28 protein-coding genes are annotated in these 23,206 nt (G+C 41.6%); 20 read left to right on the top strand and 8 right to left on the bottom strand.

All coding sequences use genetic code 11. The features are described from left to right. From ES896_RS03885 to ES896_RS03860, 6 genes are all read right to left on the bottom strand, one after another. Window positions 1–1,194, bottom strand: a complete 1,194-nt coding sequence (locus ES896_RS03885) for an aminotransferase class I/II-fold pyridoxal phosphate-dependent enzyme (RefSeq protein WP_205687761.1) — start codon at window positions 1,192–1,194, stop codon at window positions 1–3. 17 nt (window positions 1,195–1,211) lie between these two features. Further along, window positions 1,212–2,633 carry an alanine--anticapsin ligase gene (gene bacD / locus ES896_RS03880; RefSeq protein ID WP_135226435.1) on the bottom strand — a complete coding sequence of 474 codons (1,422 nt, stop codon included), beginning with the start codon at window positions 2,631–2,633 and terminating at the stop codon, window positions 1,212–1,214. A 14-nt stretch (window positions 2,634–2,647) separates the two neighbouring features. After that, on the bottom strand, window positions 2,648–3,409 hold the full coding sequence (locus ES896_RS03875) for an SDR family NAD(P)-dependent oxidoreductase (RefSeq protein ID WP_008343608.1): 762 nt from the start codon (window positions 3,407–3,409) through the stop codon (window positions 2,648–2,650). Then, on the bottom strand, window positions 3,406–4,113 hold the full coding sequence (gene bacB / locus ES896_RS03870; protein WP_135226434.1) for a 3-((4R)-4-hydroxycyclohexa-1,5-dien-1-yl)-2-oxopropanoate isomerase: 708 nt from the start codon (window positions 4,111–4,113) through the stop codon (window positions 3,406–3,408). Before bacB ends, ES896_RS03875 begins: the two co-directional genes overlap by 4 nt. Window position 4,114: 1 nt before the next feature. Beyond that, window positions 4,115–4,720: a bacilysin biosynthesis protein BacA gene (locus ES896_RS03865; protein WP_008343604.1), complete on the bottom strand. Its 606-nt coding sequence runs from the start codon at window positions 4,718–4,720 to the stop codon at window positions 4,115–4,117. 149 nt (window positions 4,721–4,869) lie between these two features. Further along, window positions 4,870–6,102 carry an MFS transporter gene (locus ES896_RS03860; RefSeq protein WP_135226433.1) on the bottom strand — a complete coding sequence of 411 codons (1,233 nt, stop codon included), beginning with the start codon at window positions 6,100–6,102 and terminating at the stop codon, window positions 4,870–4,872. A 145-nt stretch (window positions 6,103–6,247) separates the two neighbouring features. On the opposite strand from ES896_RS03860, the gene ES896_RS03855 reads away from it, so the two are divergent. Continuing rightward, window positions 6,248–6,727, top strand: coding sequence for an Lrp/AsnC family transcriptional regulator (locus ES896_RS03855; RefSeq protein ID WP_008343601.1), 480 nt, complete (start codon window positions 6,248–6,250; stop codon window positions 6,725–6,727). 15 nt (window positions 6,728–6,742) lie between these two features. On the opposite strand, the gene ES896_RS03850 is transcribed toward ES896_RS03855, so the two are convergent. Next, window positions 6,743–7,903: an MFS transporter gene (locus ES896_RS03850; RefSeq protein WP_135226432.1), complete on the bottom strand. Its 1,161-nt coding sequence runs from the start codon at window positions 7,901–7,903 to the stop codon at window positions 6,743–6,745. 67 nt (window positions 7,904–7,970) lie between these two features. Beyond that, the gene (gene hemQ / locus ES896_RS03845) at window positions 7,971–8,741 is read right to left on the bottom strand and encodes a hydrogen peroxide-dependent heme synthase (RefSeq protein WP_046526757.1); all 771 of its coding nucleotides are present in this window, start codon (window positions 8,739–8,741) and stop codon (window positions 7,971–7,973) included. Between the two features lie 239 nt (window positions 8,742–8,980). Between hemQ and pta the strand changes: the two genes are divergently transcribed. From pta to ES896_RS03750, 19 genes are all read left to right on the top strand, one after another. Further along, window positions 8,981–9,952: a phosphate acetyltransferase gene (pta, locus tag ES896_RS03840; protein ID WP_135226431.1), complete on the top strand. Its 972-nt coding sequence runs from the start codon at window positions 8,981–8,983 to the stop codon at window positions 9,950–9,952. Window positions 9,953–10,088: 136 nt separating this feature from the next. Then, a complete protein-coding gene (locus tag ES896_RS03835) occupies window positions 10,089–10,940 on the top strand; it encodes a MurR/RpiR family transcriptional regulator (protein WP_058213482.1) in 852 nt (283 codons plus the stop codon). A gap of 142 nt (window positions 10,941–11,082) precedes the next feature. Beyond that, the gene (locus ES896_RS03830) at window positions 11,083–11,754 is read left to right on the top strand and encodes an RraA family protein (protein WP_081375101.1); all 672 of its coding nucleotides are present in this window, start codon (window positions 11,083–11,085) and stop codon (window positions 11,752–11,754) included. A gap of 11 nt (window positions 11,755–11,765) precedes the next feature. After that, window positions 11,766–12,644: a prephenate dehydrogenase/arogenate dehydrogenase family protein gene (locus tag ES896_RS03825; RefSeq protein WP_135226430.1), complete on the top strand. Its 879-nt coding sequence runs from the start codon at window positions 11,766–11,768 to the stop codon at window positions 12,642–12,644. A 43-nt stretch (window positions 12,645–12,687) separates the two neighbouring features. Further along, window positions 12,688–14,022, top strand: a complete 1,335-nt coding sequence (locus tag ES896_RS03820) for a TRAP transporter large permease subunit (RefSeq protein ID WP_135226429.1) — start codon at window positions 12,688–12,690, stop codon at window positions 14,020–14,022. A 13-nt stretch (window positions 14,023–14,035) separates the two neighbouring features. After that, a complete protein-coding gene (locus tag ES896_RS03815) occupies window positions 14,036–14,302 on the top strand; it encodes a hypothetical protein (RefSeq protein WP_017360098.1) in 267 nt (88 codons plus the stop codon). Between the two features lie 174 nt (window positions 14,303–14,476). Further along, on the top strand, window positions 14,477–14,875 hold the full coding sequence (locus ES896_RS03810; protein ID WP_135226428.1) for a YwqH-like family protein: 399 nt from the start codon (window positions 14,477–14,479) through the stop codon (window positions 14,873–14,875). Between the two features lie 4 nt (window positions 14,876–14,879). After that, window positions 14,880–15,158, top strand: coding sequence for a YwqI/YxiC family protein (locus ES896_RS03805; protein ID WP_035389847.1), 279 nt, complete (start codon window positions 14,880–14,882; stop codon window positions 15,156–15,158). Window positions 15,159–15,169: 11 nt separating this feature from the next. Next, the gene (locus ES896_RS03800) at window positions 15,170–16,705 is read left to right on the top strand and encodes a T7SS effector LXG polymorphic toxin (RefSeq protein WP_135226427.1); all 1,536 of its coding nucleotides are present in this window, start codon (window positions 15,170–15,172) and stop codon (window positions 16,703–16,705) included. A gap of 11 nt (window positions 16,706–16,716) precedes the next feature. Further along, on the top strand, window positions 16,717–17,112 hold the full coding sequence (locus tag ES896_RS03795; RefSeq protein WP_017360095.1) for a CDI toxin immunity protein: 396 nt from the start codon (window positions 16,717–16,719) through the stop codon (window positions 17,110–17,112). A gap of 12 nt (window positions 17,113–17,124) precedes the next feature. Continuing rightward, window positions 17,125–17,451, top strand: coding sequence for a hypothetical protein (locus ES896_RS03790; RefSeq protein ID WP_048002985.1), 327 nt, complete (start codon window positions 17,125–17,127; stop codon window positions 17,449–17,451). Between the two features lie 74 nt (window positions 17,452–17,525). Next, window positions 17,526–17,888 carry a hypothetical protein gene (locus ES896_RS03785; protein WP_017360093.1) on the top strand — a complete coding sequence of 121 codons (363 nt, stop codon included), beginning with the start codon at window positions 17,526–17,528 and terminating at the stop codon, window positions 17,886–17,888. A gap of 28 nt (window positions 17,889–17,916) precedes the next feature. Further along, on the top strand, window positions 17,917–18,189 hold the full coding sequence (locus ES896_RS03780) for a hypothetical protein (protein ID WP_017360092.1): 273 nt from the start codon (window positions 17,917–17,919) through the stop codon (window positions 18,187–18,189). A gap of 65 nt (window positions 18,190–18,254) precedes the next feature. Further along, window positions 18,255–18,530, top strand: a complete 276-nt coding sequence (locus ES896_RS03775; RefSeq protein ID WP_048002983.1) for a hypothetical protein — start codon at window positions 18,255–18,257, stop codon at window positions 18,528–18,530. A 32-nt stretch (window positions 18,531–18,562) separates the two neighbouring features. Then, entirely contained in the window at window positions 18,563–18,958 is a 396-nt protein-coding gene (locus tag ES896_RS03770; RefSeq protein WP_017368244.1) for an SMI1/KNR4 family protein, read from the top strand. A 233-nt stretch (window positions 18,959–19,191) separates the two neighbouring features. Further along, on the top strand, window positions 19,192–20,037 hold the full coding sequence (lipL, locus tag ES896_RS03765; RefSeq protein WP_008343563.1) for an octanoyl-[GcvH]:protein N-octanoyltransferase: 846 nt from the start codon (window positions 19,192–19,194) through the stop codon (window positions 20,035–20,037). A 39-nt stretch (window positions 20,038–20,076) separates the two neighbouring features. Then, complete coding sequence (locus tag ES896_RS03760; RefSeq protein WP_008343561.1) at window positions 20,077–20,562, top strand: tetratricopeptide repeat protein; 486 nt, start codon at window positions 20,077–20,079, stop codon at window positions 20,560–20,562. Window positions 20,563–20,665: 103 nt separating this feature from the next. After that, window positions 20,666–22,942, top strand: a complete 2,277-nt coding sequence (locus ES896_RS03755) for a glycosyltransferase (RefSeq protein WP_135226426.1) — start codon at window positions 20,666–20,668, stop codon at window positions 22,940–22,942. After that, window positions 22,939–23,172 carry a DUF5970 family protein gene (locus ES896_RS03750; protein WP_008343557.1) on the top strand — a complete coding sequence of 78 codons (234 nt, stop codon included), beginning with the start codon at window positions 22,939–22,941 and terminating at the stop codon, window positions 23,170–23,172. The genes ES896_RS03755 and ES896_RS03750 overlap by 4 nt, the downstream gene beginning before the upstream one ends. Window positions 23,173–23,206 lie beyond the last annotated feature (34 nt).

Raw genomic sequence — 23,206 nt, 5'->3', positions numbered from 1 at the left:
CTATAGGCGGGTTTTTTGATGAAATCGAATGGGGAGGATGGACAGGCGATCGATAAAGAGAGCAAGCTCCTCAATCGGGGCAACCATGGAAATGCGTACATGACGGCTTCCATTGGCTCCAAATACTCCTCCAGGCGTGACAACAACATCGCCATGTTCGAGTAAATAGTCAGCAAAGGCATGAGAGTGTTCAAAGTCATCAGGAATCGGAGCCCATAAATAAAAGGCGCCGGGTGGACGTTCGATTGTCCAACCAAGCTTTCTCGCCGCTTGCCGGATGAAGAAATTGATTCGTTCAAGGTATATCGCCTTTAATGATTGAATATGACAGTCATCACTTTGCAAGGCAGCAGTCGCTGCATGTTGAAATCCGCCATACATACTGACAAACACGTGGTCTTGGAAGGTGTTGATGGCTTGGATGATCTCCTCATTTCCAACAGCAAAAGCGACTCTCCATCCTGCCATATTAAAAGTCTTTGATAGAGAATATAATTCCACTCCTACACTTTTCCCGAGAGGAGTATTCATGAAGCTCACGGGTGTTTGTTCATAATGAAATGAACCATAGGCGAAATCATGAATAACATACAGCTCGTGAGCGGCCGCAAAGGTAGCAGCCTCTTCAAAGAATGCCTCATTTGCGACAGCACCCGTGGGGTTATTCGGATAATTCAAGAACAGTACTTTTGCTTTTTTGACTATGTCAGGATCAATTGAGGAGAGATCTGGTAAATAGCCATTTTTCTCTTCAAGTTTGATACTGTATGGCTTGGCGTCTGCCATCAAAATGCCTGAATGATATTCAGGGTATCCTGGATCGGGAACGAGTGCGATATCTCCTGGATCAAGCAGACACTGACTCATGACATACAGCCCCGTTTTTCCGCCAGTGAAAAGAGCAATTTCCTTCTGCGGATCAATCTCAGCACCGAATTCCGATCTATAAAAATCTGCAATGGCTTGTTTGAAAAAGTCAAAGCCTCTAAAAGGGGCATATTGTTGAAATGGCAAAACACCCGCTGACTCCTGTAGGGCACTCACGATATGGGGAGGAGTTGGTAGATCAGGGTTCCCCTGACCTAGATTTATGATGTTTGCTCCGTTTTTTGTCTTTTGAGCTATTTTTTCAAAGACGGTGCCGAATTTCTGTTCAGGCAGCCGTTCAATCATTTTAGATGCTAACATTTTCACCACAGCAGCCTCTCTTTCTATCCCTTCACTAATTCATCCATTAACTGAATCGTTGCCTGTTTCTGAATGTTGCGGATGGACGCGGCAACATCTTGTGAGGATGATCCTTTTAATTCAAGAGATACGATTCCATTAAAAGCTTCAAATAAATCAAGATCCACAATAGTCCCTTTGGCAGGGAATGATTGACTGACAATCGCAGTATCTCCAACGAATGCTTCCTGCGGAATAGACACATGATCAATGGTGATATGTGTGGCTTCAGGTGGTATGTGCCCACTCTCTTTAAAATGCTGAGGGTACAGGTGGCAGTCCGCTACATAAAATGTATGTCCAGAAAGCAGCTGTTTTGGCAGTACAGCCTTTTTTCCCTCAACTAATACATCAATCAATAGCTTGGCCATATCGACGCCAAAGACCTTTTTAATATTCGGGATCATATTCCAGCCAGCGAATCGAGCCGCTGATTCGATCAGTCCAGTTTCTCGATTTTTCATGAGTTTGATTTCTGTATGGGTTGCACAATGTTCAAGACCTAGCCCTTCATTTGCCTTCCTTGCTGCTTCAATGATGATTTGCTTGGCTTCATTGTCTAAGATCGTCGGAGTGATATGAGCCGTTTCTGTAAAGCCGATTTGAGGGGTTTTATCATGTATGACAAAAGGGAGATATTCGCCCTCTACGACCAGCCCTTCTACACTGACATAATCAGCATAACCTTCATCTTGATACCAATCTTCGTAAGCACCCTCTAAATACGTTTCAGCGACAAACGGTGCTTCATACGTGACAGCGTCTGGGACTGGTATGGTTTCCAAATACGATTGTACTTGTAAAAACAAGTCATCACTTCCGGCTTTGTCATGAAACAAGGTGACGCCAATAGAACTGGCTAAATATGTAGGCTTTAAAATGAGCGGTGTTCCGATAGACTCAATGGCTTGTTGGAAATCAGATAAAGTCGTGACAGGCTGAGTTTTCACCGCTTTGACGCCAGAGGCATTGAATGCAGCCCTCATTTGGCTTTTATCACGCGCCATTTCGGCTGCCTTGACACCGGCACCTCGTAGCCCAAGACGTTCAGCGGCCTTTGCCATCGGTGCAATGAATAATTCATTATTGGTCGTGATTGCATCTGCTTTGAAAAAGGAAGCCACTTGAATGAAGTCTTCCACAACCTCTTCTTCTGATTTTGGATAATCATCATGTGCCCAGTAAATAGAATCAGGGTGTTCAAAAGAAGGGTGTGTCTCAAAATAATCACGGTCTTTGATGACCGCAATGGAGTATTTTTCGATTAGCTCGGCATGTCCCTTTGTAATCGCAAAGGGTCTTGGGATATAAGAAACGATATGGTATGATGCCGCCACGCTTTCATAAAACATATGGGGCGGGCACCCTCCTAAGTCAGCAATGACAAGTACAGTTTTTTTACTCAATGAAAGCACTCCTTTTATCTAGCGGTGTAACCGCCATCTGCAGTGACGACACTTCCAGTCATATAGCTGGATAGGTCAGAGGCGAGAAACAGCATCACGCCAGCAATTTCTTCAGGTTTTCCAAGCCGTAGCATAGGATTCACCTTTGCTTTTTCCTTTTTGACGATCTCGAGACTTTCTGTGTGATTGTCTAAAAAGGACTTCTCGTTTAATGGTGTATCAATGATGCCAGGGGCAATACAATTCACCCTGATTTGATGAGCGGCATAGTCGATGGCCATTGATTTGGTGAGCTGAATGACACCGCCTTTTGTTGCGTTGTATGCAGGAATGTCAGGCCAACCCACAAGACCTCCGACAGATCCGGTATTGATAATACTTCCACTCTTCTTTTCAAGCATATGCGGCAATGTATGCTTACTCATGAGAAAGACGCCGGTCAGGTTGACCTGAAGAATACGATGCCAATCCTCCAGTGCCATCTCATGAATGGGTGAGACAATTTCGATGCCTGCATTGTTAATGAGGACATCAATGGCACCGAATCGGCTCAGCACGCTCTGAACGGTTTGGTGACAGTCAGACTCCTTCGTAATATCTGTTTTAAAAAATGCAAGGTGCTCATGCGGTAATGACTCAATGAGTTGGTTGCCGCTGCTTTCATTGATGTCAGCGACAGCTACTTTTGCTCCATGCTCGAGGAAGAGCTTGACAGCAGCAAGCCCAATCCCCGACGCACCTCCTGTAATGAGGACAACTTTTCCGTCTAACTTCATTTCTTCACCTTAGATGCTTTTGGTTTTAAGCGATTATAGCGGGGAGGGAAGAAGAGATTAATAGACTTTGAAGCTTCTGGCTTTGGATTGATGGCCCCGTGATCTTCCCGTGGGTCACAGAAATAGGTGGTGCCAAATTCCATCTTTTCTGTAAAGCCTTCGATTGTCATATCATACCCTCCGCTGATGCAAATGCCGATTTGTTCATTTCTATGTTTATGAAAAGGCATTTCTCCACCGTTTCCAGGGATATTGGCAATCATCAGCTCCATCCAATCCTCCACAAAAAAAGTCACTTCCATGCCAGGGAGTAAATCCCGTGTTTTGAAAATGTCTAAGAAATAAGTGGGGGGAGCTGTATATTCTTCGTCATCCTTTAATCTCTTAATATCAATGGCGATCACTTCTTCATCTGTCAGATTTGAAGCGCCGTGAAGGACAAACGGTGGTGCGATATAGGCTGATTCTAATGGGGTGAGCAGTTGAGTCGATTGGCCGACAGTCATTTGAAGCTCGCCTTTTAATACAATGCCGATTTGTGCTTCGGGATGTTCGTGAGGTTCAATGATCGTGCGGGGAGGGACGTATGAAATTAATACTTCCGTACCACCTCTTACAGTGGAATATTGGATAACGCCATTATCCCATTCTAATTTTTTCGCTTGAGGAAAATATCGTTCTTGCGTCTTTTGTTCAGTTTGCATCTTATATCTCTCCTTTTCCGAATATGGACCAGCTCATGGGTATACTTTTAAACGTTCGAATGAAGATGAGGCCATATGTGGCTCTTGCCACCTCATTCGTTAAAGCAAAATCAAATTCTCCGTCCCTTACTTTCTGCGCGGCAGTACTTGTAGAATTAACAAGTTCAAATTCAGCATTTTGGTGAATGAAATATTGAATTAAATTGACAGGTGCAGGATGTGAGACAATTTTTAAATGGTGGAGCATTTGTTCATGGAATGGGAAATCAGGTCTGACAGCCAAACCATACATGGGCGTGTCACATCTGAAAATTTGTAAAAGCTGTAGATCTGGTCTCATGTAGAAGTGTTTGATGCCTTCATATGCGTGTGGAACGAGAGTAAATTGAAGTGGTTGAGAGAGAGTATGTTCAATGCAAGTTTCGAATGTGTCATAAAGGGATAGTTTCGTATGAGTGCCGAGTGTAGTGGTGGATTGAGAGATGAAATGTTTTGCTGCGTATTCACTGCTTGTCCCCTTAGGGCCTAGTGTGTTGACTGTAAACATCTTGGGTGAAGGGCTAGGCTCTTCTTTGAAATGAAACACATCATCATTCTTTAGGATCATGTTTACCATCCAATCTTTTTCAAATTTTTACTAGATTATAAAATTTAAAATTGGCAATTGTCAACAAATTTTAAAAAAAATGTAATATACGATGATATTAAAAATTGATCTAAAAAACTGCACATATCGAGATGTGCAGTGAAATGTGCTTACGTTTCAAGAGTAGTTGGCTGTTTTTTCTGTAAGGCACGTTCTCGTTTATAGCTGCCAAAGCTGATGATAAAACCAACAAGCGTAATGAGTGCACAGACAAGACCTACCGTATGATATCCGAAATGGACATAAACGGGTCCCATCAGTGCGGAACCGAGCATAACAGCAAGGTTGGAGGCCAGGCTGTAAAAAGCCATCACTTTGCCGCGATGGGTTTGAGAGCAGTCGCTTAGAACGGTGCTTAGAAGCGTGACAGATAAGCTTTGCATAGCCCCCCAAATAAATAGGGCGAAAATCAGCAACATCCACGAGAATGGCGCATAAGGAAGCAAGGCTAGAACAAGCGCAATTCCACCCAGCACAAAGACAAGGGAACGGGTTTTACCGAACCAGTCTGCTAATTTTCCAGTAAACATACTCATAGAAAAGCCGACGCCATAAGCCATAATAAGAAGTCCAGCTGTTGATTGTCCGCCATCAAACAGACTTTGCAAATAAGCACCTAAAAACGAGTACATGCCGTAAAATCCAAGCATATTGCAAAACGTCACAGTCAAATAGGCAGGCACGTGATCAATTTTCAAAGCTCCCCATAAAGAGCCTGTTTTCTCTCTAGCTTGAGGTGCCTTCGGATCAGCTGCTCTGACTTGTTTTCTTGATTCAAGGATGACGAGTAGCAGGACAATGAGACTCATCATAGCGAAGATCCAAAACGTCCAGCGCCAGTTTAAACTCTGGCCGATAAAGGCGCCAATGGGCACACCAAGGACAAGAGAAAGAGACCAGCTCGATACAATGAGTCCCATCACTTTGCCGCGGTATTCGTATGGAACCCGGTCGCCCACAAGAGCATAGGCTGTTGGCACGAATACACCAGTTGCCAGCCCTGAAATAGCACGGCCTGCAAAAAACACGGCCAAATTTGGGGCAGCAGCACACATCACTGTTCCAATTAAAAAGAAGGACAGCCCAATTATCAAACACAGCTCTCTTGAATATCGGTCCCCTAAAGGAACGAGTAGCGGAGCTCCAACCAGCACAGCTAACCCATAAATGCTGATGGAAAGAGCGAGAACATCAAGAGAGTGCTGAAAGGAGTTTGATAAATCAGGCAGCAGTGGTGAAATCACCAGTTCCTCCGATCCCGCCGCAAAAACGCCAAGTGTGAGTGCAATGGCAAGTGTGATGGGAAAAGTTTTAGAAGCCTGGCTGTCTAAAGATTCTTTCATCAAGTGATCCCTCCATACTTGCTTTTTCATTCAATTCCGTTAAAATAAATTCTACCATTATTTAGTTTTATTTTACATTTCGTATCATAAGTATCATCATAAAATACTTTTCAAATGGAACGATTTTGGGATAGGAGCGTAACGAATGAAAATCACCGATGTGGATGTGCATATTTTAAACGAATTGAGAGAAGATGCCCGCTTATCAATGAGGGAATTGTCCAAACGAGTGAATTTATCGGCGCCTGCGGTAGCAGAAAGAGTGCGAAAACTAGAGGATGCAGGGATTATCGAAGGGTATTCTGTTCAAGTCAATTATAAAAAGCTGGGTCTGATGATAGACTGTTTACTGGAAGTCACCGTATTAAATGGGGAGTATCAGCGTTTTGTGACATTTATGAACCAGCATCCACGTGCGTTCTTTGCTTATCGAGTGGCAGGACAGTCCTGTTTTTTCATTAAGCTGTCTGTTTCTTCTCTTGAAGAAATTGAAGCCTTTATTCAAGATGTGTCTGGCTTTACAAAAACGGTCTCCCATATTGTCTTATCAGAGCATTCCTTTACCCATCCCATTCAGGAACGTGTGAAACAAATAGAAGAGCCAGAAATGACCGTGGTGAAATAGAAAAAGGACCTGCCCTCAGGTCCTTTTGATTCGTTTATCTGACTGATAGCTCATGATCGTAATGATCAATCCAATGAATGTCACGCCTGCCGCAAAGAGTGGGACAAGCTGTAAATGAGTGATTTCGATAGCAAGACCGCCAAGCGCTGCACCGCCGGCATTTCCAATATTAAAGGCAGAATGACTGAGCGTTGATGCGAGTGTCGGGGCTTCATGTGCCATGTTCATCGTGCGGTATTGCAAGGTAGGAACGAGAATAAATGAAATAATTCCCCAAACAAAAATCGTCAGCACGGCAGGCACTTTAAAGGCAGATGTATATGTGAATAACAACAGAACAGCCATCAGCAAGATCAATGTGATGATAATACTCGGCATCAGCTTCCAGTCGGCAAGCTTTCCGCCGACTAAATTCCCAATGGTGACCCCAAGCCCAAAGAGGACAAGAATGAGGGTGACCGCGTTTTCCTGAAAGCCAGTCACTTGCAGCAGGATCGGGCTGATATACGTAAAGGCGGTAAACACACCCGCAAAACCAAAAATCGTCATCGCAAAGGAGACGAGGACCTGCGGCTTTTTCAACACCGATATTTCATTTCGAATATCTAATACTTCTTCTTTCGATTGATTTGGTACTAAACTGATAATACCGATTAAGGAAATGAGACCAATGACGGCAATGACGAGAAATGACATGCGCCAGCCGAATTGATTTCCGATAAAGGTACCAAATGGCACACCCAGTACATTGGCTACTGTCAGTCCTGTAAACATGAAGCTGATCGCACTTGCGCTTCGCTCCTTAGGAACAAGCCGTGCAGCCATAATGGCGCCGACACCAAAGAAGGTACCATGAGCAAATGACGTTAAAATACGTGCAGCCATCAACAGACCATAAGAAGTCGATACAGCGGCGACAGCATTTCCCGCCACGAAAAGAATCATTAATAGGATGAGGAGACGTTTTCTCGACATTTTTCCAGTTGATAACGTTAAAATAGGGCCGCCAACTGCGACACCGAGTGCATATCCGGTAATCAGTTGACCTGAAGCAGAAATAGATACATGGAGATCATTTGCGACATTTGGCAAAAGACCCATGATCACAAATTCAGTCATGCCAATCGAAAACGCACCGAGCGTTAACGCAAAAATAGCGATGGGGAAGTTTTTCATGATGAGATCACCTTTCTAAACAAATACATAAAAAGGCTTCGGAGAGATCCGAAGCCTTAAGAGTTTATCATACATGGAAATAAGACGCTAGCTGCTCGTTTGCTAATCGGTTTCCAACAAAGAAGGAACCAAACTCGCCGTAACGTGCACTCACTTCATCAAATCGCATTTCGTAAACCAATTTTTTAAATTGAAGCACATCGTCAGCGAAAAGAGTGACGCCCCACTCATAATCATCAAAGCCAACAGAACCTGTAATGATCTGTTTTACTTTCCCAGCATAGCTTCTGCCAATTAAGCCATGGCTTCTCATAAGGGATTTACGTTCATCCATTGAAAGCATGTACCAGTTGTCATTGCCAGAACGTCTTTTATCCATTGGATAGAAACAGACATATTGAGAAGAAGGAAGCTCTGGATAGAGGCGCGCACGTACATGCGGGTTCTCGTAAGGGTCTCCGCCATCTCCGCCTCCTGCTAAGTAGTTGCTGAGTTCAACAACTGACACGTAAGAATAAGCTGGAATCGTAAACTCTGCTAGTCGTGTCTTGTTGAATTCAAGTTCAATTTCACCTAGTTCTTCCATGGTCGGACGTAAAATCATGAGCATAATATCTGCTTTTTGGCCGACAATACTATAGATTGTTTGGCTTCCAGCCTGATTGTGCTCGGCTGTTTTCCATTTTTCTAATAGACCTGTGAACTCATGAATGATGGCTTGACGCTCATCGCTTGTCAGCAGCTTCCAAGCCGTCCAGTCGATCGTTCTAAAATCATGCAGCGCATACCAGCCATCTAGTGTTTGAGCTGCTTCATTTGTTGTATGTTGTTCGCTCATTTCTTTCACTCCTATTTACAGTTTTCCATCTGTTCCAACTATAACATAGTTTGTCCAAATGAAGATGTGATCAAAACTTGAACGACGAAAACGCTTTTCTAGAAATTGATTTAATTAGTTTGAAAAATAAGAATTTAAATTGTAAGCGCTATAATGTAAGTTGGTAGTTTGAATTTATGTAGAAGAAGAGTATGCTTAAAAGAGAACGCTTTTTTTGTAAAATCAAGGAGGGTATTGAAGTGGCAGATATTTTTTCAACAGTTCAGGAAAAGGTTGCAGGTAAAGGAGTTAAGATCGTTTTTCCTGAGGGAATGGACGAACGCATTCTAACAGCCGTTCAAAAACTAGCAGATGGCAAAGTATTGCAGCCAATTGTTGTAGGTAAGAAAGAAGAAGTAGAAGCAAAAGCAAAAGAATTAGGTCTTACACTTGATGGTGTTGACGTGTATGATCCTCATACATATGAAGGTTTTGAAGATCTTGTACAAGCTTTCGTCGAAAGACGTAAAGGCAAAGCGACAGAAGAGCAAGCGAGAAAAGCATTACTGGATGAAAACTACTTCGGTACAATGCTTGTGTATAAAGGTCTTGCAGCCGGCCTTGTAAGCGGAGCAGCACACTCAACTGCTGACACAGTGCGCCCAGCACTTCAAATCATTAAAACAAAAGAAGGCGTAAAGAAAACTTCTGGCGTCTTCATTATGGCTCGCGGCGAAGAGCAATATGTGTTTGCTGATTGTGCGATCAACATTGCACCAGACAGCCAAGATCTTGCTGAAATTGCGATCGAAAGTGCAAACACAGCAAAAATGTTTGACATCGAACCACGTGTAGCAATGCTTAGCTTCTCTACAAAAGGTTCAGCAAAATCAGACGAAACAGACAAAGTATCTGAAGCGGTTCGCATTGCAAAAGAAAAAGCACCTGAGCTTGTTCTTGATGGAGAGTTCCAATTCGATGCAGCTTTCGTTCCTTCAGTGGCAGCGAAAAAAGCACCAGATTCCGTCATCAAAGGCGATGCTAGCGTATTTGTTTTCCCTAGCCTTGAAGCTGGAAACATTGGCTACAAAATTGCCCAGCGCTTAGGTAACTTTGAAGCTGTAGGTCCAATCCTACAAGGTCTAAATCAGCCAGTAAACGATCTTTCAAGAGGCTGTAATGCCGAAGACGTTTACAATCTTGCGCTGATTACAGCAGCTCAAGCACTATAAAATAGCATCTCGACTAGAGCAGTCAGTACGATAGATTCGTGCTGGCTGTTTTTTTATTTTGTCCAAATGTGTACAATAAAGGGTGAAAAGAAAACACGAATCGTAGATAAAGCCGATAGGATAGGCAGGTGCTATAATGGAGGATTTAATATATAAACTTCAGCATAAGGTCGCATTTTTAACCGATGCGCAGAGAAGAATTGCAGATTATATCGTACAAAATCCAATGGAAGTCGCTTTTTTAACTGTCGATAAATTGGCGTCAAAAGTCGGGACGAGTACAGCAACGATCATGCGATTCTCTGCTGCGATGGGGTATTCCGGTTTTTCTGAGTTCCAAAAAGAGCTTCAGTCAGCTATGAAGCATAAAGCCGACCCTCAAACGAGACTTGAAGCGAATCTCAAGCATTCAAATAAGAATAAGCTCCTGCATGACCATGTAGAACTTCAATTTCAAAATATCCAGTACGCACTGGACAATATCACGGAAGAAACCTTTCAGCAGATTGTTGGGAAAATAGCCAGCGCACGCCACGTTTTGTGTACAAGTGTTCGAAGTGGAAGACCTGTTGGTGAGTATCTGTCACTCGGAATCAATCGGTTATTGGGGAATTGCCAATACATTGATGCAGACAAAAGCGACTGGGTGGATGATTTGGTTCATTTCGACTCGGGTGATTTCATTATAGCTGTCAGCTATCCGCGCTATGCAAAGCGTATGAAAGATTTGATGGAAGCAGCGAAGTCTTATGGGGTGGAAGTGCTTTTAATCACAGACAGCTACAGCTCTCCATTAACCAAATATGCACAATATGTATTACCATGTTCCTCTGCAAGTGTAGGCTCTCATAACTCTGTCGTATCTGCTATCTTTATCGTCGATTACATTTTAAGTGCCTTAGCGATGAATGATCCTGAAAGAACAAAACCACGTTTAGATCAAATCAATCATATGTTAACGAAAATGAGTTACCACACAACACATTAGTCGTGTGGAACTCATTTTTTTATTTTTTGAAAGCGCTTTACTAATTGAAAATGAGGTGGTATGATCATATCACAAAAGTAATAAATATTACTTTAATAAAAATAAGTGTAATGAATATAACTCAAAGGGGATGATGGAAACAATGAGTACTGTTCATTTCGTGTCAAATGATCTTATCGCTAGGGCAAAAAAGCTTAACTCGACCTTGCTGTCAGACGTAATGGGATGCACCGGCGCGATGGATCATCAAATCAAACCAGTTGCGAAAGGCATGAATGTAGTCGGCACAGCTTTTACTGTTAGCTTACGGCCAGGGGATAATTTATTTCTTCATCAAGCGATCTACTCTGCTAAAGAAGGAGATGTACTGATTGTGGATGGAAAAGACCATAAGGGTCATGCCTATTTAGGGGAATTGATGGCACATTCAGCAAAGGCTGTAGGAATAGAAGGAATCGTGATTGACGGGCTTGTTCGCGACAAACTCTCTTTAGAGGAGCTGGCTTTTCCAATCTACAGTAAGGGATTTATGCCAAACGGACCTTATAAAGATGGTCCTGGGGAATTGAATCAAACCATCTCGTGCGGCGGTGTCAAAGTAGCCCCAGGTGATCTAGTCATTGCTGACGATGATGGAGTCGTCATCGTTCCAAAGGAAAAGGCGGAACACCTGCTGACACTAGCGGAAGAGAAACAAGCGTATGAACATCAGAGACTAAAAACGATTCAACAGTATGTGGACGAAGGAAAGCATGACATCAGCCTCTTAGCACCGGCATGGCTGGAAGGCAGAATGAGAAAATTTCAAGGATAGGGGAATCGGTGATGAAAATAGGCTTTATCGGATATGGTGAAGCAGCATATGAGCTGTCAACGGGATTGAAAACAGAAGGATTAAATCAATTTTATGCGTATGATGTCCTATTACAAAGTGAGAAATTAGCTGGCTCATTGAAAGAAAAAGCATCGCAAACAGGCGTTCAATTAACGAGCAGTATTAGCGAAGTCATTGAGAAATCTGATCTTGTGATTGCAGCTGTGCCAGCGAATAAAACCTTAGAAGTGGCACAATCCGTATCGGGAAGTTTGAAAAAGAATCAATTATATGTAGATGTATCGGCATCAACACCAGACATCAAAAAACAAGTAGCAAACGAAATTGAAAAGCAAGAAGCGCTATTTGTAGATGCCGCCATGCTAGGGCCTCTTCCAATCAACAAACACAAGGTTCCGATCACGGCAAGCGGCAGTGGAGTTGACCAATTCATGAAAGTGATGAAAGCTTATGGCATGAATATCACAAAAATTAGTGACCAGCCAGGAGATGCTTCGGCACTAAAGCTAATCAGAAGCATTTATATGAAGGGGATTGTCGGTCTCTTGATTGAATTTTTGGAAATTTCCAAAAAATATAATGTGGAACATCAAGTGATTTCTTCACTAAGCGATACAATCGATAGCAAAAGTTTTGAAGAGACCATGAACCGTCTTGTGACAGGGAGTGCATTGCATGCAAAAAGACGGGCGATTGAGCTGCTTGGCTCTATTGAAATGCTAGATGAAGCAGAGATTGATGCCAGTATGTCTCGGGCAGCACAACAGAAGCTTGAGAGATTAGCAGACTTTCACTTTGCTGAACGATTTGACGGGGTAAAACCTGCTAGCTGGGAAGAAGTCATTGACGGGATGCAGCAAGGGGAATAAATTGTAAGCGTTTTATTTAATGAAGGGGAGGCGAAGAAACGATATGGGTTTTATTGCGTTGATTGTGTTCATAGCTGTCATCATTATATGGAATGTTATGGTGAAACGGAATATGGGAGAAGCCATGCTACTAGGCTTTATTGCGACCACATTATTTGGCGGATGGGATGCGTTAAGACTTTTCTGGGATGGTTTAATCTTTGCATCCACATATGAGGTGCTTTATGCAGCTGTCGCATTTGTATTCATGGCCTATTTAATCGAAAAGTTGGAATTAATTCATGCACTCTTACGAATCCTAAATTCGGTTGTAGGCAAACTTCCTGGCGGAGCGGCTTATATGAGTACGTTAGGTTCAGCAGTGTTAGGCGCTCTTTCAGGTTCAAATTCTGCAAACACAGCTGCGACTGGCTCTATCACCGCCTCTTGGATGATTAAATCCGGGTGGAGCCGGACCCACACGGCCACGATTCTAGCAGGGAATGGTGGACTTGGAGCGGCACTGCCTCCGAACTCTTCCATGTTTATCATGCTTGGGTTTGCCCCGGTTGCCGCCCTTGTATCTGAGGGAGATTTATATATTGCCCTTCTAATAGGAGGACTGTATCAAGTCGTATACCGATTTATTTTGGTGTATCTTCTGGTGAAAAAGAATAAAATTCAGGCCATGCCGCCAGATGATATTCTTCCTTTCTGGGAAGCGGTGAAACAAGGGTGGAAGTCGATCTTTATTTTTTTCGGTGCATTGATTCCTATCATGATCACCATTGGTCCGTTTGCAAACTACTTAAAAAGTAATCCAAACATCGGACCAGAGGCAATGGATCAAATTTCTTTAATTACGTGGATTCCGATTCTCATGATATTAATTAGTCTAACAATTGGAAGAAAAAGGGCGTCTGCACTTGATTGGTCTCAGTTTTTCAAGTCGGCTATTCCTAAGTTTACAACGATCGGAGCCTTGATGCTGTTTGCAGTGGCTGCTAGTCAAGTGCTTGCTGAATTAGGGCTCGCAGATGATTTGACGCAAATCACATCAGTACTTGCCATTCCGAAATGGCTCATGGTGCTCATTGTGGGTGTTCTTGTCACACTGGTGGCAGGCCCTCTATCTTCAACAGCGACATTAACAGCAGTTGGGCTTGTCTCATTTTCAGCTTTAATCTCAGTTGGAGTGGACCCAGTTGTGGCTGTAGTTGCCATTCTTGCTTTTTCATCAACAGAAGGCGCTTCCCCGCCTGCATCAGGGTCCATATTTATCGCTTCTGGTCTTGCAGGGGCCAGACCAGAAAAAACCTTTATCCCACTGATCCTCTATTATATGCTTCCGATTGTTGGCATTGGCTGGCTCATTGGAATGGAGATACTTCCCGTATAGAAAGGAGAAACAGATGAGAGTATTGATGGAATTCTTATTTAAAGTGCTGCTTGTCCTATTCCTAACGTCAGGAACGTTGTTGGTATTCGGTCAAATACTAGGAATTCTCTTGCAAAAGGGAGATATGATCATTGCTAGTACGAACCTATTTAAAAACCCAACACTGGTGTTAAGTGCCTTTTTTAGCCTTGTCGGGTTTTCACTCCATTATATCCCTGAGAAGAAAGACACCTCATTTAGCGATCATCCATCAGCATCAGCAGGTGATTCGCTCAAATAAGCGTGAAAAGCTGGATTCAGTTGATGAATTCAGCTTTTTTGTGCGTGTGAATTAGGTATAAAAACCCAATACATACGATTCATTTTTTAGTGAATTCGTTTTCAATCATATGCCTCTTGTGCTAGTAAATGGTAAAATAACGGAGGACTATTTGAGGAATAGAGGTGTTTGACGATGTCTGGAGCTATCATCGGTTATACAACAGCCTTGTATTCGTTAAAGGCAGACATATCCATAAAAAAAGAACAAATCATAGAACTGAACATGTGTCGAAAAGAAATAAAAGAAGCGAAGTCTGCTCTGGCAGATGCTAATAAGAAAATGACTCATCCAGATTTGACTTCACATACATGGTTTGGTCATCACGCAGATACGTTTGATGACATTCGAGACGAGATGGCATCCGCCAGTCAAGAGATAAAAAGTGTGCAGCTGACCAATCTAGTGAACCGAATTGATGAGAAAATCAGCGACTTAAAATCAGAGATCCATTCATTAGAACATGAAATTCATTCGGTTGAAAGAAAAATAGAGAAAGAAAAGCAGAAACAATTGGAAGAAAAAAGAGGGTAGTCACATGAGCAGAGAAATTAAAATAGATGCCAGTCAGGTCAAACGAGTATTGCAGCATGCAAAACAATCAGGCGCTCAAATGAATGCAACACTTCCAACAACCATCAAAGGAAGAAATCAGCTCCTGACGGCAGACACATTAGAAAAAATCAATCAGCAGCTGACCGAATTAAGTACATCCTATATAGACATTCTTCAGAAACAACTTGTACAAACAGAACAAGCGGTGAACACCATGATCGAAACGGACAAGGCGCTTGCTTCCAGCAGTAAAAGAAAATAAAGGAGAACGCAATGAAAACCCTTGATGCTTTTGCGCTAATAAACGGAATTGACCAAACGCTGAATACATTAAAGCAGCAATCACAACAAATTAGCTCCATAGAAAAACAAATCCAACAGATCATCTCACTTGATGGCGCACTAAAGGGAGAGGCGGGACAAGCCATCCGCTCCTTTTATACAGAATGCCATATTCCCTTCCTGCAATTTTTTCAGGTTGTCATTGAGGAATACAGCTCTGCGCTCAAACAAACAAAGCAGGCACTTCATACCCTTGAATCAAATCAGCACGGTTTTATATCACAAGCATTTATTGAACACGAACTTGATCAAGGCTTAAAAAAAGCGGAGCGAGCGATTTCTGACATTGTTTCAGATGTGAGCCAGGCGATCGGCAGGGTCAGTCATATCGTTCACTTGCCTCACGTAGACGAGTCTGCTTTTCAACAGAGCTATCAAAAAGCGTGGCTTGAGACATCCAGAACCATTGGACTGCTCCATGCCTTTGACAGAGAACAAACAAGTGCTATGAATGAAACAACAAGTGCATTGCAAACAATGAAGCAATACATCAACACGCTAAGCACCATGTTCACCAGTCCAAAAATCGACATCACGAGCTATCAAAAAGGGTCTATTTTCAAAGACACAAAAGAAGAAAAAGTAAGCAGCACGATCAGCGGATTGAATGACAAAATAGACAATCCGAAAGACAATCCGATGATGATCATGCTGAAGAAATTGAATGAGAAAGAACAGGCGAATGTGGATACGGTGGTTCGAGAAATGTCGTCTAGTAAAATTAATCAAACCACCGTAACCTTAAATGGAAAAGTATACAAGTTAAATGAGTACAAAAAGATTAACTTCGAAAATGCAAAGACGGTTGAAGTCATGAGAGATGGAATGCTGTATCGGTTACGGATATCAGAAAAAAACAAAGTAACGATTGAGAGCGTTAAACCGATTTCTGATGTGAAAACAGGCGATCAACCCCAAAATATTTTAAATGCAGCAGTTGAATTTACAGGAATAAACGACGCGATTCGGGTTATTACAGGAAGAGATCCAATAACAGGTGATAAAGTCGCAGGTATGGATCGTTTGGTATCAGGGGTGTACATGGTTCCAAGCGCTAACATTGTTAAAGTGGGGAAATATGTTTTTAAGATTATTAAAGGGGAGAAGGTAGCTAAGAGGGTTGAGAAGAGTGCAAAGGGTATTGGAAGAGGAGAACAAATATTAGATAAAGTTAAAACCTATGAACAAGCCAGAAATAAGACAGTAGACTTAGTTGGAGACCTAGGACCCAATGTACAACCATATACAGGTACGCTTAAGTCGAGTGCTGGGTATGGTAAAGTTGTTGGTAGGCAGTCTGCTGACGGAAAAGTAAGATGGAGATTAGATTATGATCCTAATAAGGGACCACATATAAATATTGAAGATTTTCGTAATGGCAAAGGAGCTAATGCAAAGAAAATCGCTATACCATTTGAAGGTAACGAAGGTACTTTTAAATCTTTATTAAAACATCTGAATAGATAAGGAGATTTTATATGAGTTTATTTGAAGAATGTATTGAGGCACTTGGTGAGAATGTACACGTTTTATATGATAATAGTAGGGAGAAAATATTAAGCCATTTTGAAAGTTCATTTCCATTTTCTGATTGGGGGCAAATTGAATGGAAAAATTTATCTTCTTATGCTGAAGTGAATACGTTTGATGAGATACAATCCTTTTTAAATCAAAAAATGGATGAGTATAATGATGTTGTTTATATCATTTGGGATGAAGGGACGTTACCAATTATTCAATCTACTTTAGATAAAGTTTTTGAAGCTATAGATGATGTTACTGCAGTCAGTTTTGATACATGGATTTTTTCACCATCTTCTGGTTATGTTATTGAAATATTTCATGATGGTGAAGTGAAAGTAGGATTAAAGTAGGGATGTAATAGAATGATGAATAATGATTGGATAACTGTTCAGGAAGTTGAAGATGATACTCAAATATGGGCCGGAACCGTAGTTAGAGTTTTTACGGAGGAATTAAATAAGGATAACCTAGAAGGTAATTTCTATGATTACATCGTTTCTTTTATTTATGATAACAATGAATATTTACAATTAACCTGTCTTACTCAAGGTGAGGGTGGAAATATTGTTTGTGTATTGCAAACAGAACCAGATTCTAATTATTCATTAGGTAAGGAATTAAAAAGAATGATGGATGATGGTACAAACTCTGTTTTTGTGAAATTTTCACCTGAATGTATCGTTAACTGAACCTCTAATAGGAGTGGGAAAGACCAGGTTCTTTTCGAAAAAAATGAGAATAAGTGATAGAAAAGGTGACCGTATTGAAAATAAAAAAAATAAACTGGATTTCACAAGAAGCCTCAGAAGCTGAAGTGATTGTAACAGATGGCGAACTGGAAATAATGTGTTTTGCTCAACCATTAAATTACCTTGAAGAAAATGAACTATTAGAACCTATTTATTGTTTAGATGTGTCAGACTTAGTGAAAGCTGAATTGTCAGAGTATAGAATTGAAAAATTAGATGATAATTTCAGTTATAGTTTTTTAGGACAATTAATTGATAAGCGTGATGAAAAAGTGAAGGTAGGCGGACTTTTATTAGAATTAGATTACAATATACCGGGAGATATAAATGAAGGCGATTTTATAAGTTTTAATTGTCAACGGTTAGATATTTATTAGTATGAGCCGAAGTCTTAAGGAGCATTAAATGCACAAAAAACAAGAACTAACGAAACAAATCCAAACGGTCATCAACATCCTAGAAAAAGAATATTCGCAAGAGATCCATCAAGGTGTACTTGAATTAATATATAGAAGATACAAGAATGCCCAAAGAATCATGCAAGCCAATGATGATCTCCAAAAGATCTTTATCATTGGCGGAGTTAGGGCTTACTTGGATAGTCATAATGACTATCTAAATCCATTCTTAGATGAATTACATAAAGCGGAAAGTCTACTAAAAGAACTGTTGTATTGATTATATAGTGATATGTAGAAGTCTTTCTATTAGAAAGCGATACAAAAACACAGAAAGGAATTCGTATGAATCAGAAAAAACACATCAACAAAAAAACAGTCAATTGGCTATTAAGCATCAGTGTTCTTCTCGTCATTGGGACAGCTTTTATGAGAGGGGTTTATGTCCCACATGCCGGTTCGGTTTATCGGGGTTTTCCCATTGATTGGCTAGTCCTGCATTCAAATTATGGTGTTGAATTTCTATTTTTTGGTTTTATACTCGATGTCATCATTTTCTATTTTCTATTAAAGGTGCTCCTGCGGGTGTATAAAATGATTATGACAAAATCAGCTGAATAAACGCTAGTTCAACCTTTTAGGAGGCATTCAAAATGATTCATTTTTCTCAGATTCCCAACTTGGTCATGAACGAACCAGCAAGTGACATACATATCAAAGAGGCAGAAGCTGAACTAAATATGATGTTTCCTCATGCCCATCAAGTCTTACTGAAACAATCAAATGGATGTTCCATTGGAGGCGACCTGCTTTTATACGGAACTGAAGACATAGTAGAACGCAATAAAACATGGGAAGTCCATCATTATGCCAGCGGCTATGTAGCCATTGGTGACGATGGCGGCGGGCGAGTATTTCTTATGCGGCAGGCAGAAGAAGAGAAAAAAGTGTGGATCGTCGATGCTGGTGTGATGGACCCTCAGCATGCGGAATTGGTGGCTGAAGACTTGTTAAGCTGGGTAAGTCACGGCTGTTTCATAGAAGTTTAGTCTATTAAGGAGATGATCGATTTGCCGTGGAACACATTGATCGCTGCATGCCTCGTGGTTGGGGTTCCTGTCGTTTTGATTGTAGCTGTTTATTTCATTTCGAAAAGGAAGAACAAGAAAACCAAATCCAGTTGAAAAGCTCTGTGACGTTCCTTGTCATAGAGCTTTTTTCTCTCTCATTCTCCCTCCATGTTATAATAAACACAGTTTATGAACGAGAGGATATGCAGGACATGAAAAATGAACCTATTGAGTTATTGACGCAGCCGACATGGCGAATCATAGATCAATCGAGCCTTGGTCTCTATGTAGACCCAAAGCAATCTTTTGCGATGGATGATACGCTTTGTGCGTCGGTCGGGAAAGGACTCTCACCAGCGACAGCGCGTTCTTGGGTGCACCACAATACGATCGTTCTTGGGATTCAGGATACAAGACTTCCATTTCTCCAAGATGGTGTAAAGCTTCTTGCGAAAGAGGGATATCGCGTGATTGTGCGCAATTCAGGCGGTCTTGCTGTTGTGCTGGATGAAGGCGTACTGAATGTGTCTTTAATCTTTGCGGAACAAAAGAAGGGCATTGATATTGACCGAGGATATGATGCGATGGTGGAATTGATCCGCCGGATGCTGTCGCTGTATGAGGTGGACATTGAAGCTTATGAGATTGTCGGATCTTATTGTCCGGGCAGCTATGATCTAAGCATCAATGGAAAGAAATTTGCCGGCATTTCTCAGCGTAGATTACGCGGAGGGGTCGCTGTGCAGATCTATTTGTGTGCAGATGGAAGCGGCCGGGAACGAGCTGATTTGATTCGCCGTTTTTATGAGGCGGCCTTAAAGGATAAACGGCATGAGGTGAAAGCGGTATTCCCTGATATACAGCCTGATACGATGGCATCCCTATCAGAATTAACTGGAGAACCCATTGACTGTGCGCTTCTCATGCGTCTTTTACTAGAAGAACTTCAAAAGCTGAGCGAGCAACTGACCGCTTCAGGGTTGACCACCGAGGAACAACTGGAGTTTGAGAAGAACATGACACGGATGATTGAGCGGAATGAGAAAGTGTTCTCGTAAACATATCTTTCCAGCCATCTTAAAAATAGGGGTGATGTAATGGAAACGAAACTTCTGAAAGCGATTGAACTTCGAGAAAGTGGACATCTTCAAGAATCCAATGACATGCTCATCCGTCTTGTAGAAGAGTATCCAGATCATGCCTCCATTCACTATCAATGTGCTTGGAGCTATGATGTGTTAGGGAAGGAAAAACAAGCTGTCTTTTTTTATGAGAGGGCGCTTGAGCTAGGTTTGTCTTCAGAAGAAAGAGAAGATGCTTTTTTAGGATTAGGAAGTACATACAGAACCATAGGGGAATATGAACAGTCAAAACAGATATTCCTCCATGCGATGGAAGCTTATCCGCATAATAAAGCCATTCAAACGTTTTATGCCATGACTTTGTATAATTTAAATGAACATAACAAAGCCATGGAAATATTACTGAACTGTTTAACTGAAACGACAAACGATCCTGCTATTTTGAGTTATCGAAAGGCCATTGATTTTTATTCAAATCAGTTAGATCGATTGTGGAAATGATTTATATAGACATGGAGGGGCAATGTAATGGAAGAATCCCCTCCTTTGCTATGACATTTTATATGTGATAGTCCTTTATGACATAAGAAAGAAGGAAAATGTTTTGTCATTCATCACCACGTATTACCCGCTGTTTATGCTTTGTATTTTGTCTCTGTTGTATATGATATATCGTATCCAGCCAATGGCCTCTACTGTGAAAAAAGTCATCATTGTGCTATGTGTGTTAACAAATGCTGCCTATATTTGCTGGCGCCTCTTCTTTACATTGCCGCATGAAGGTACTTTTAATGTTGTCATGGGCATTTTGCTTGTTGCCTGTGAATGCATTGGGTTTATCCAGTTGCTTGTGTTTTATACACTGGTTTGGAAGCCTTCAAATCGGAAACAAGTCATGATTAGTGATCTTGACAGGCTGCCAACAGTTGATATTTTCATAGCTACATATAATGAACCAATTGAGGTGCTGAAACGTACTGTTGCAGGTTGTTTGAATCTCTCTTATCCGAAGGAAAGCGTTCAAATTTATTTATGTGATGATGGCAATAGGGAAGCAGTAGAGCAGCTTGCTTCTGAGTTTGGTGTTCATTATCTGACAAGAACAGATAACAGATTTGCTAAGGCAGGTAATTTAAATCATGCGATGTCTCAAACGGATGGAGAGCTGATTCTGACACTTGATGCAGATATGGTCCCTCTTCCTTCATTTTTAGAAAAAACAGTGCCCTATTTTCATGATGGGGCAACTGCGTTTGTTCAAGTTCCACAGGCGTTTTATAACGAAGATCCTTTCCAATATAATATGTTCTCGAAAGATCGAATTCCAAATGAGCAGGACTTCTTCATGCAAACTCTCCAAGCTGGTAAGGATCGGTTTAATGCCGTCATGTATGTTGGGAGTAATACGGTATTTAGAAGAACGGCATTAGATGAAATTGGCGGATTTGCTACAGGAGTAATTACAGAAGACATGGCAACAGGAATGCTTCTTCAGGGGAAATTCAAATCTGTGTCTGTCGGAGAAGTATTAGCCGTCGGTCTGGCACCTGAAAGCTGGCTTGATCTGTTAAAGCAGAGAGATCGCTGGTCGAGAGGGAACATTCAGTGTGCCCGTAAGTTTAATCCATTGAAGGTTCGCGGCTTAACGCTGATGCAGCGTGTTCTTTATTTAGATGGCATTGTGTATTGGTTTAACGGTTTGTTTAAAATGATTTATATTCTCACACCGATTTTGTTTTTATTGTTTGGTATTCAAAGTTTCTGGGCAGATTTCCAGTCCGTTTTCATGTTTTGGCTGCCGGCGTTCTTTAGCTCGTATTTAGCATTTAAACTTGTGTCGAATCAAAAAAGAAGTATGTTTTGGAGTCATATTTATGAAAGTTCAATGGCATTCCACTTAGCTGGTGTGGCACTCAGTGAACTGTTCTTGAAGAAACGTGTTGAATTTCTGGTGACACCGAAGGGAATTCAAACGGACAAAAGGCATTTTCATTTGAAAACGATGATTCCCCATCTGATCTTCTTGCTGCTCTCATTGCTTGCCCTTGTGAAAATAGGTTACGATGTGAAGGTAAATGGGACGATGAACGCTGATCTCATGTTGATTAATATTTTTTGGGTGCTTTATAACGGTGCAGGCCTATTCATGGCACTGCTTGTGGCGTTTGACCGTCCGCGTTATCGGAAATCAGAGCGATTTATCATTGAAAAAGAGGGGCATCTTCGTTCTGATCATCAAGATCAGTCGCTTGCTTGTTTTCTACTAGATATGAGTGATTCAGGTGCGCGTCTGTCCATTCCATTGGACCAAGCGTCTTCTCTTTATCAAGGACAAACGCAATTATTTTTTTCAGAGAATGAAAGCGTGTCGTGTGACGTGGTTTGGAGCTATCCAGAGGGAGACCAGCTGATGGTTGGTGTTGCTTTTACTGACACACAAAAATCAGAGTATTTATCACTGATCCGTTTCTTATTCACACGAGAGCATGTAGCGATGACGGATCGTGAGAAAAAATCGTATGCTGTTCGGACGTTTCTCCGCTTTTTAAGAGAAACGGAGAAGGTACCAAAGGCTCTGCGTCGCAAATGGATGAGAAGGCCATTGCAAGGTGTGACAGGCACGATCGCCTATGAGGACCGACTAGAAGAGAAGGTGCCGGTGATCATACATGATATCAGTTTATCTGGGTGCAAAATTGAGTTTGAAGATTCAATTGAATTAAATGGGCAAGTGCTGATCACCATTGACACAGAATCTCTAACGGATCAGCCGGCGATTGCGATTTGGACATCACAAAAACGCAGACGTACAATGGCTGGACTCAAGTTTGTTCAGCCTGAAATCAAGCAGATAGAAGAAAGAGAGGGAGTGGTTTCTTGAAATCTAAAAATGGCGGTTACCTCTATTTACTATGGCTTCCTGTCATCATAGGAGCCGGTTACGGCATTTCGCTTTTCGTGCCGTTTCTTCAGCCTGTACTGACGCTTGGTATCGCAGGGCTTTATATTTTTATCTTTGGTGATTTTCAGGTGAGGCAAGTTAGGTACATTTTTATGTTCGTCTTCTTGATCAATGTCCTTTTTAGCGTGATGCTATTTTTGGATATTTAAAAAAGTGCTTCCCGCAGATGGGGAGCACTTTTTG

The organism is Bacillus sp. 005/A4HT-01/001 (genome assembly GCF_004634445.1).
GTDB classification, from domain to species: domain Bacteria; phylum Bacillota; class Bacilli; order Bacillales; family Bacillaceae; genus Bacillus; species Bacillus altitudinis.
Note: the sequence above shows the minus strand (reverse complement) of the source record. Positions and strands in the feature narration are given on the sequence as shown.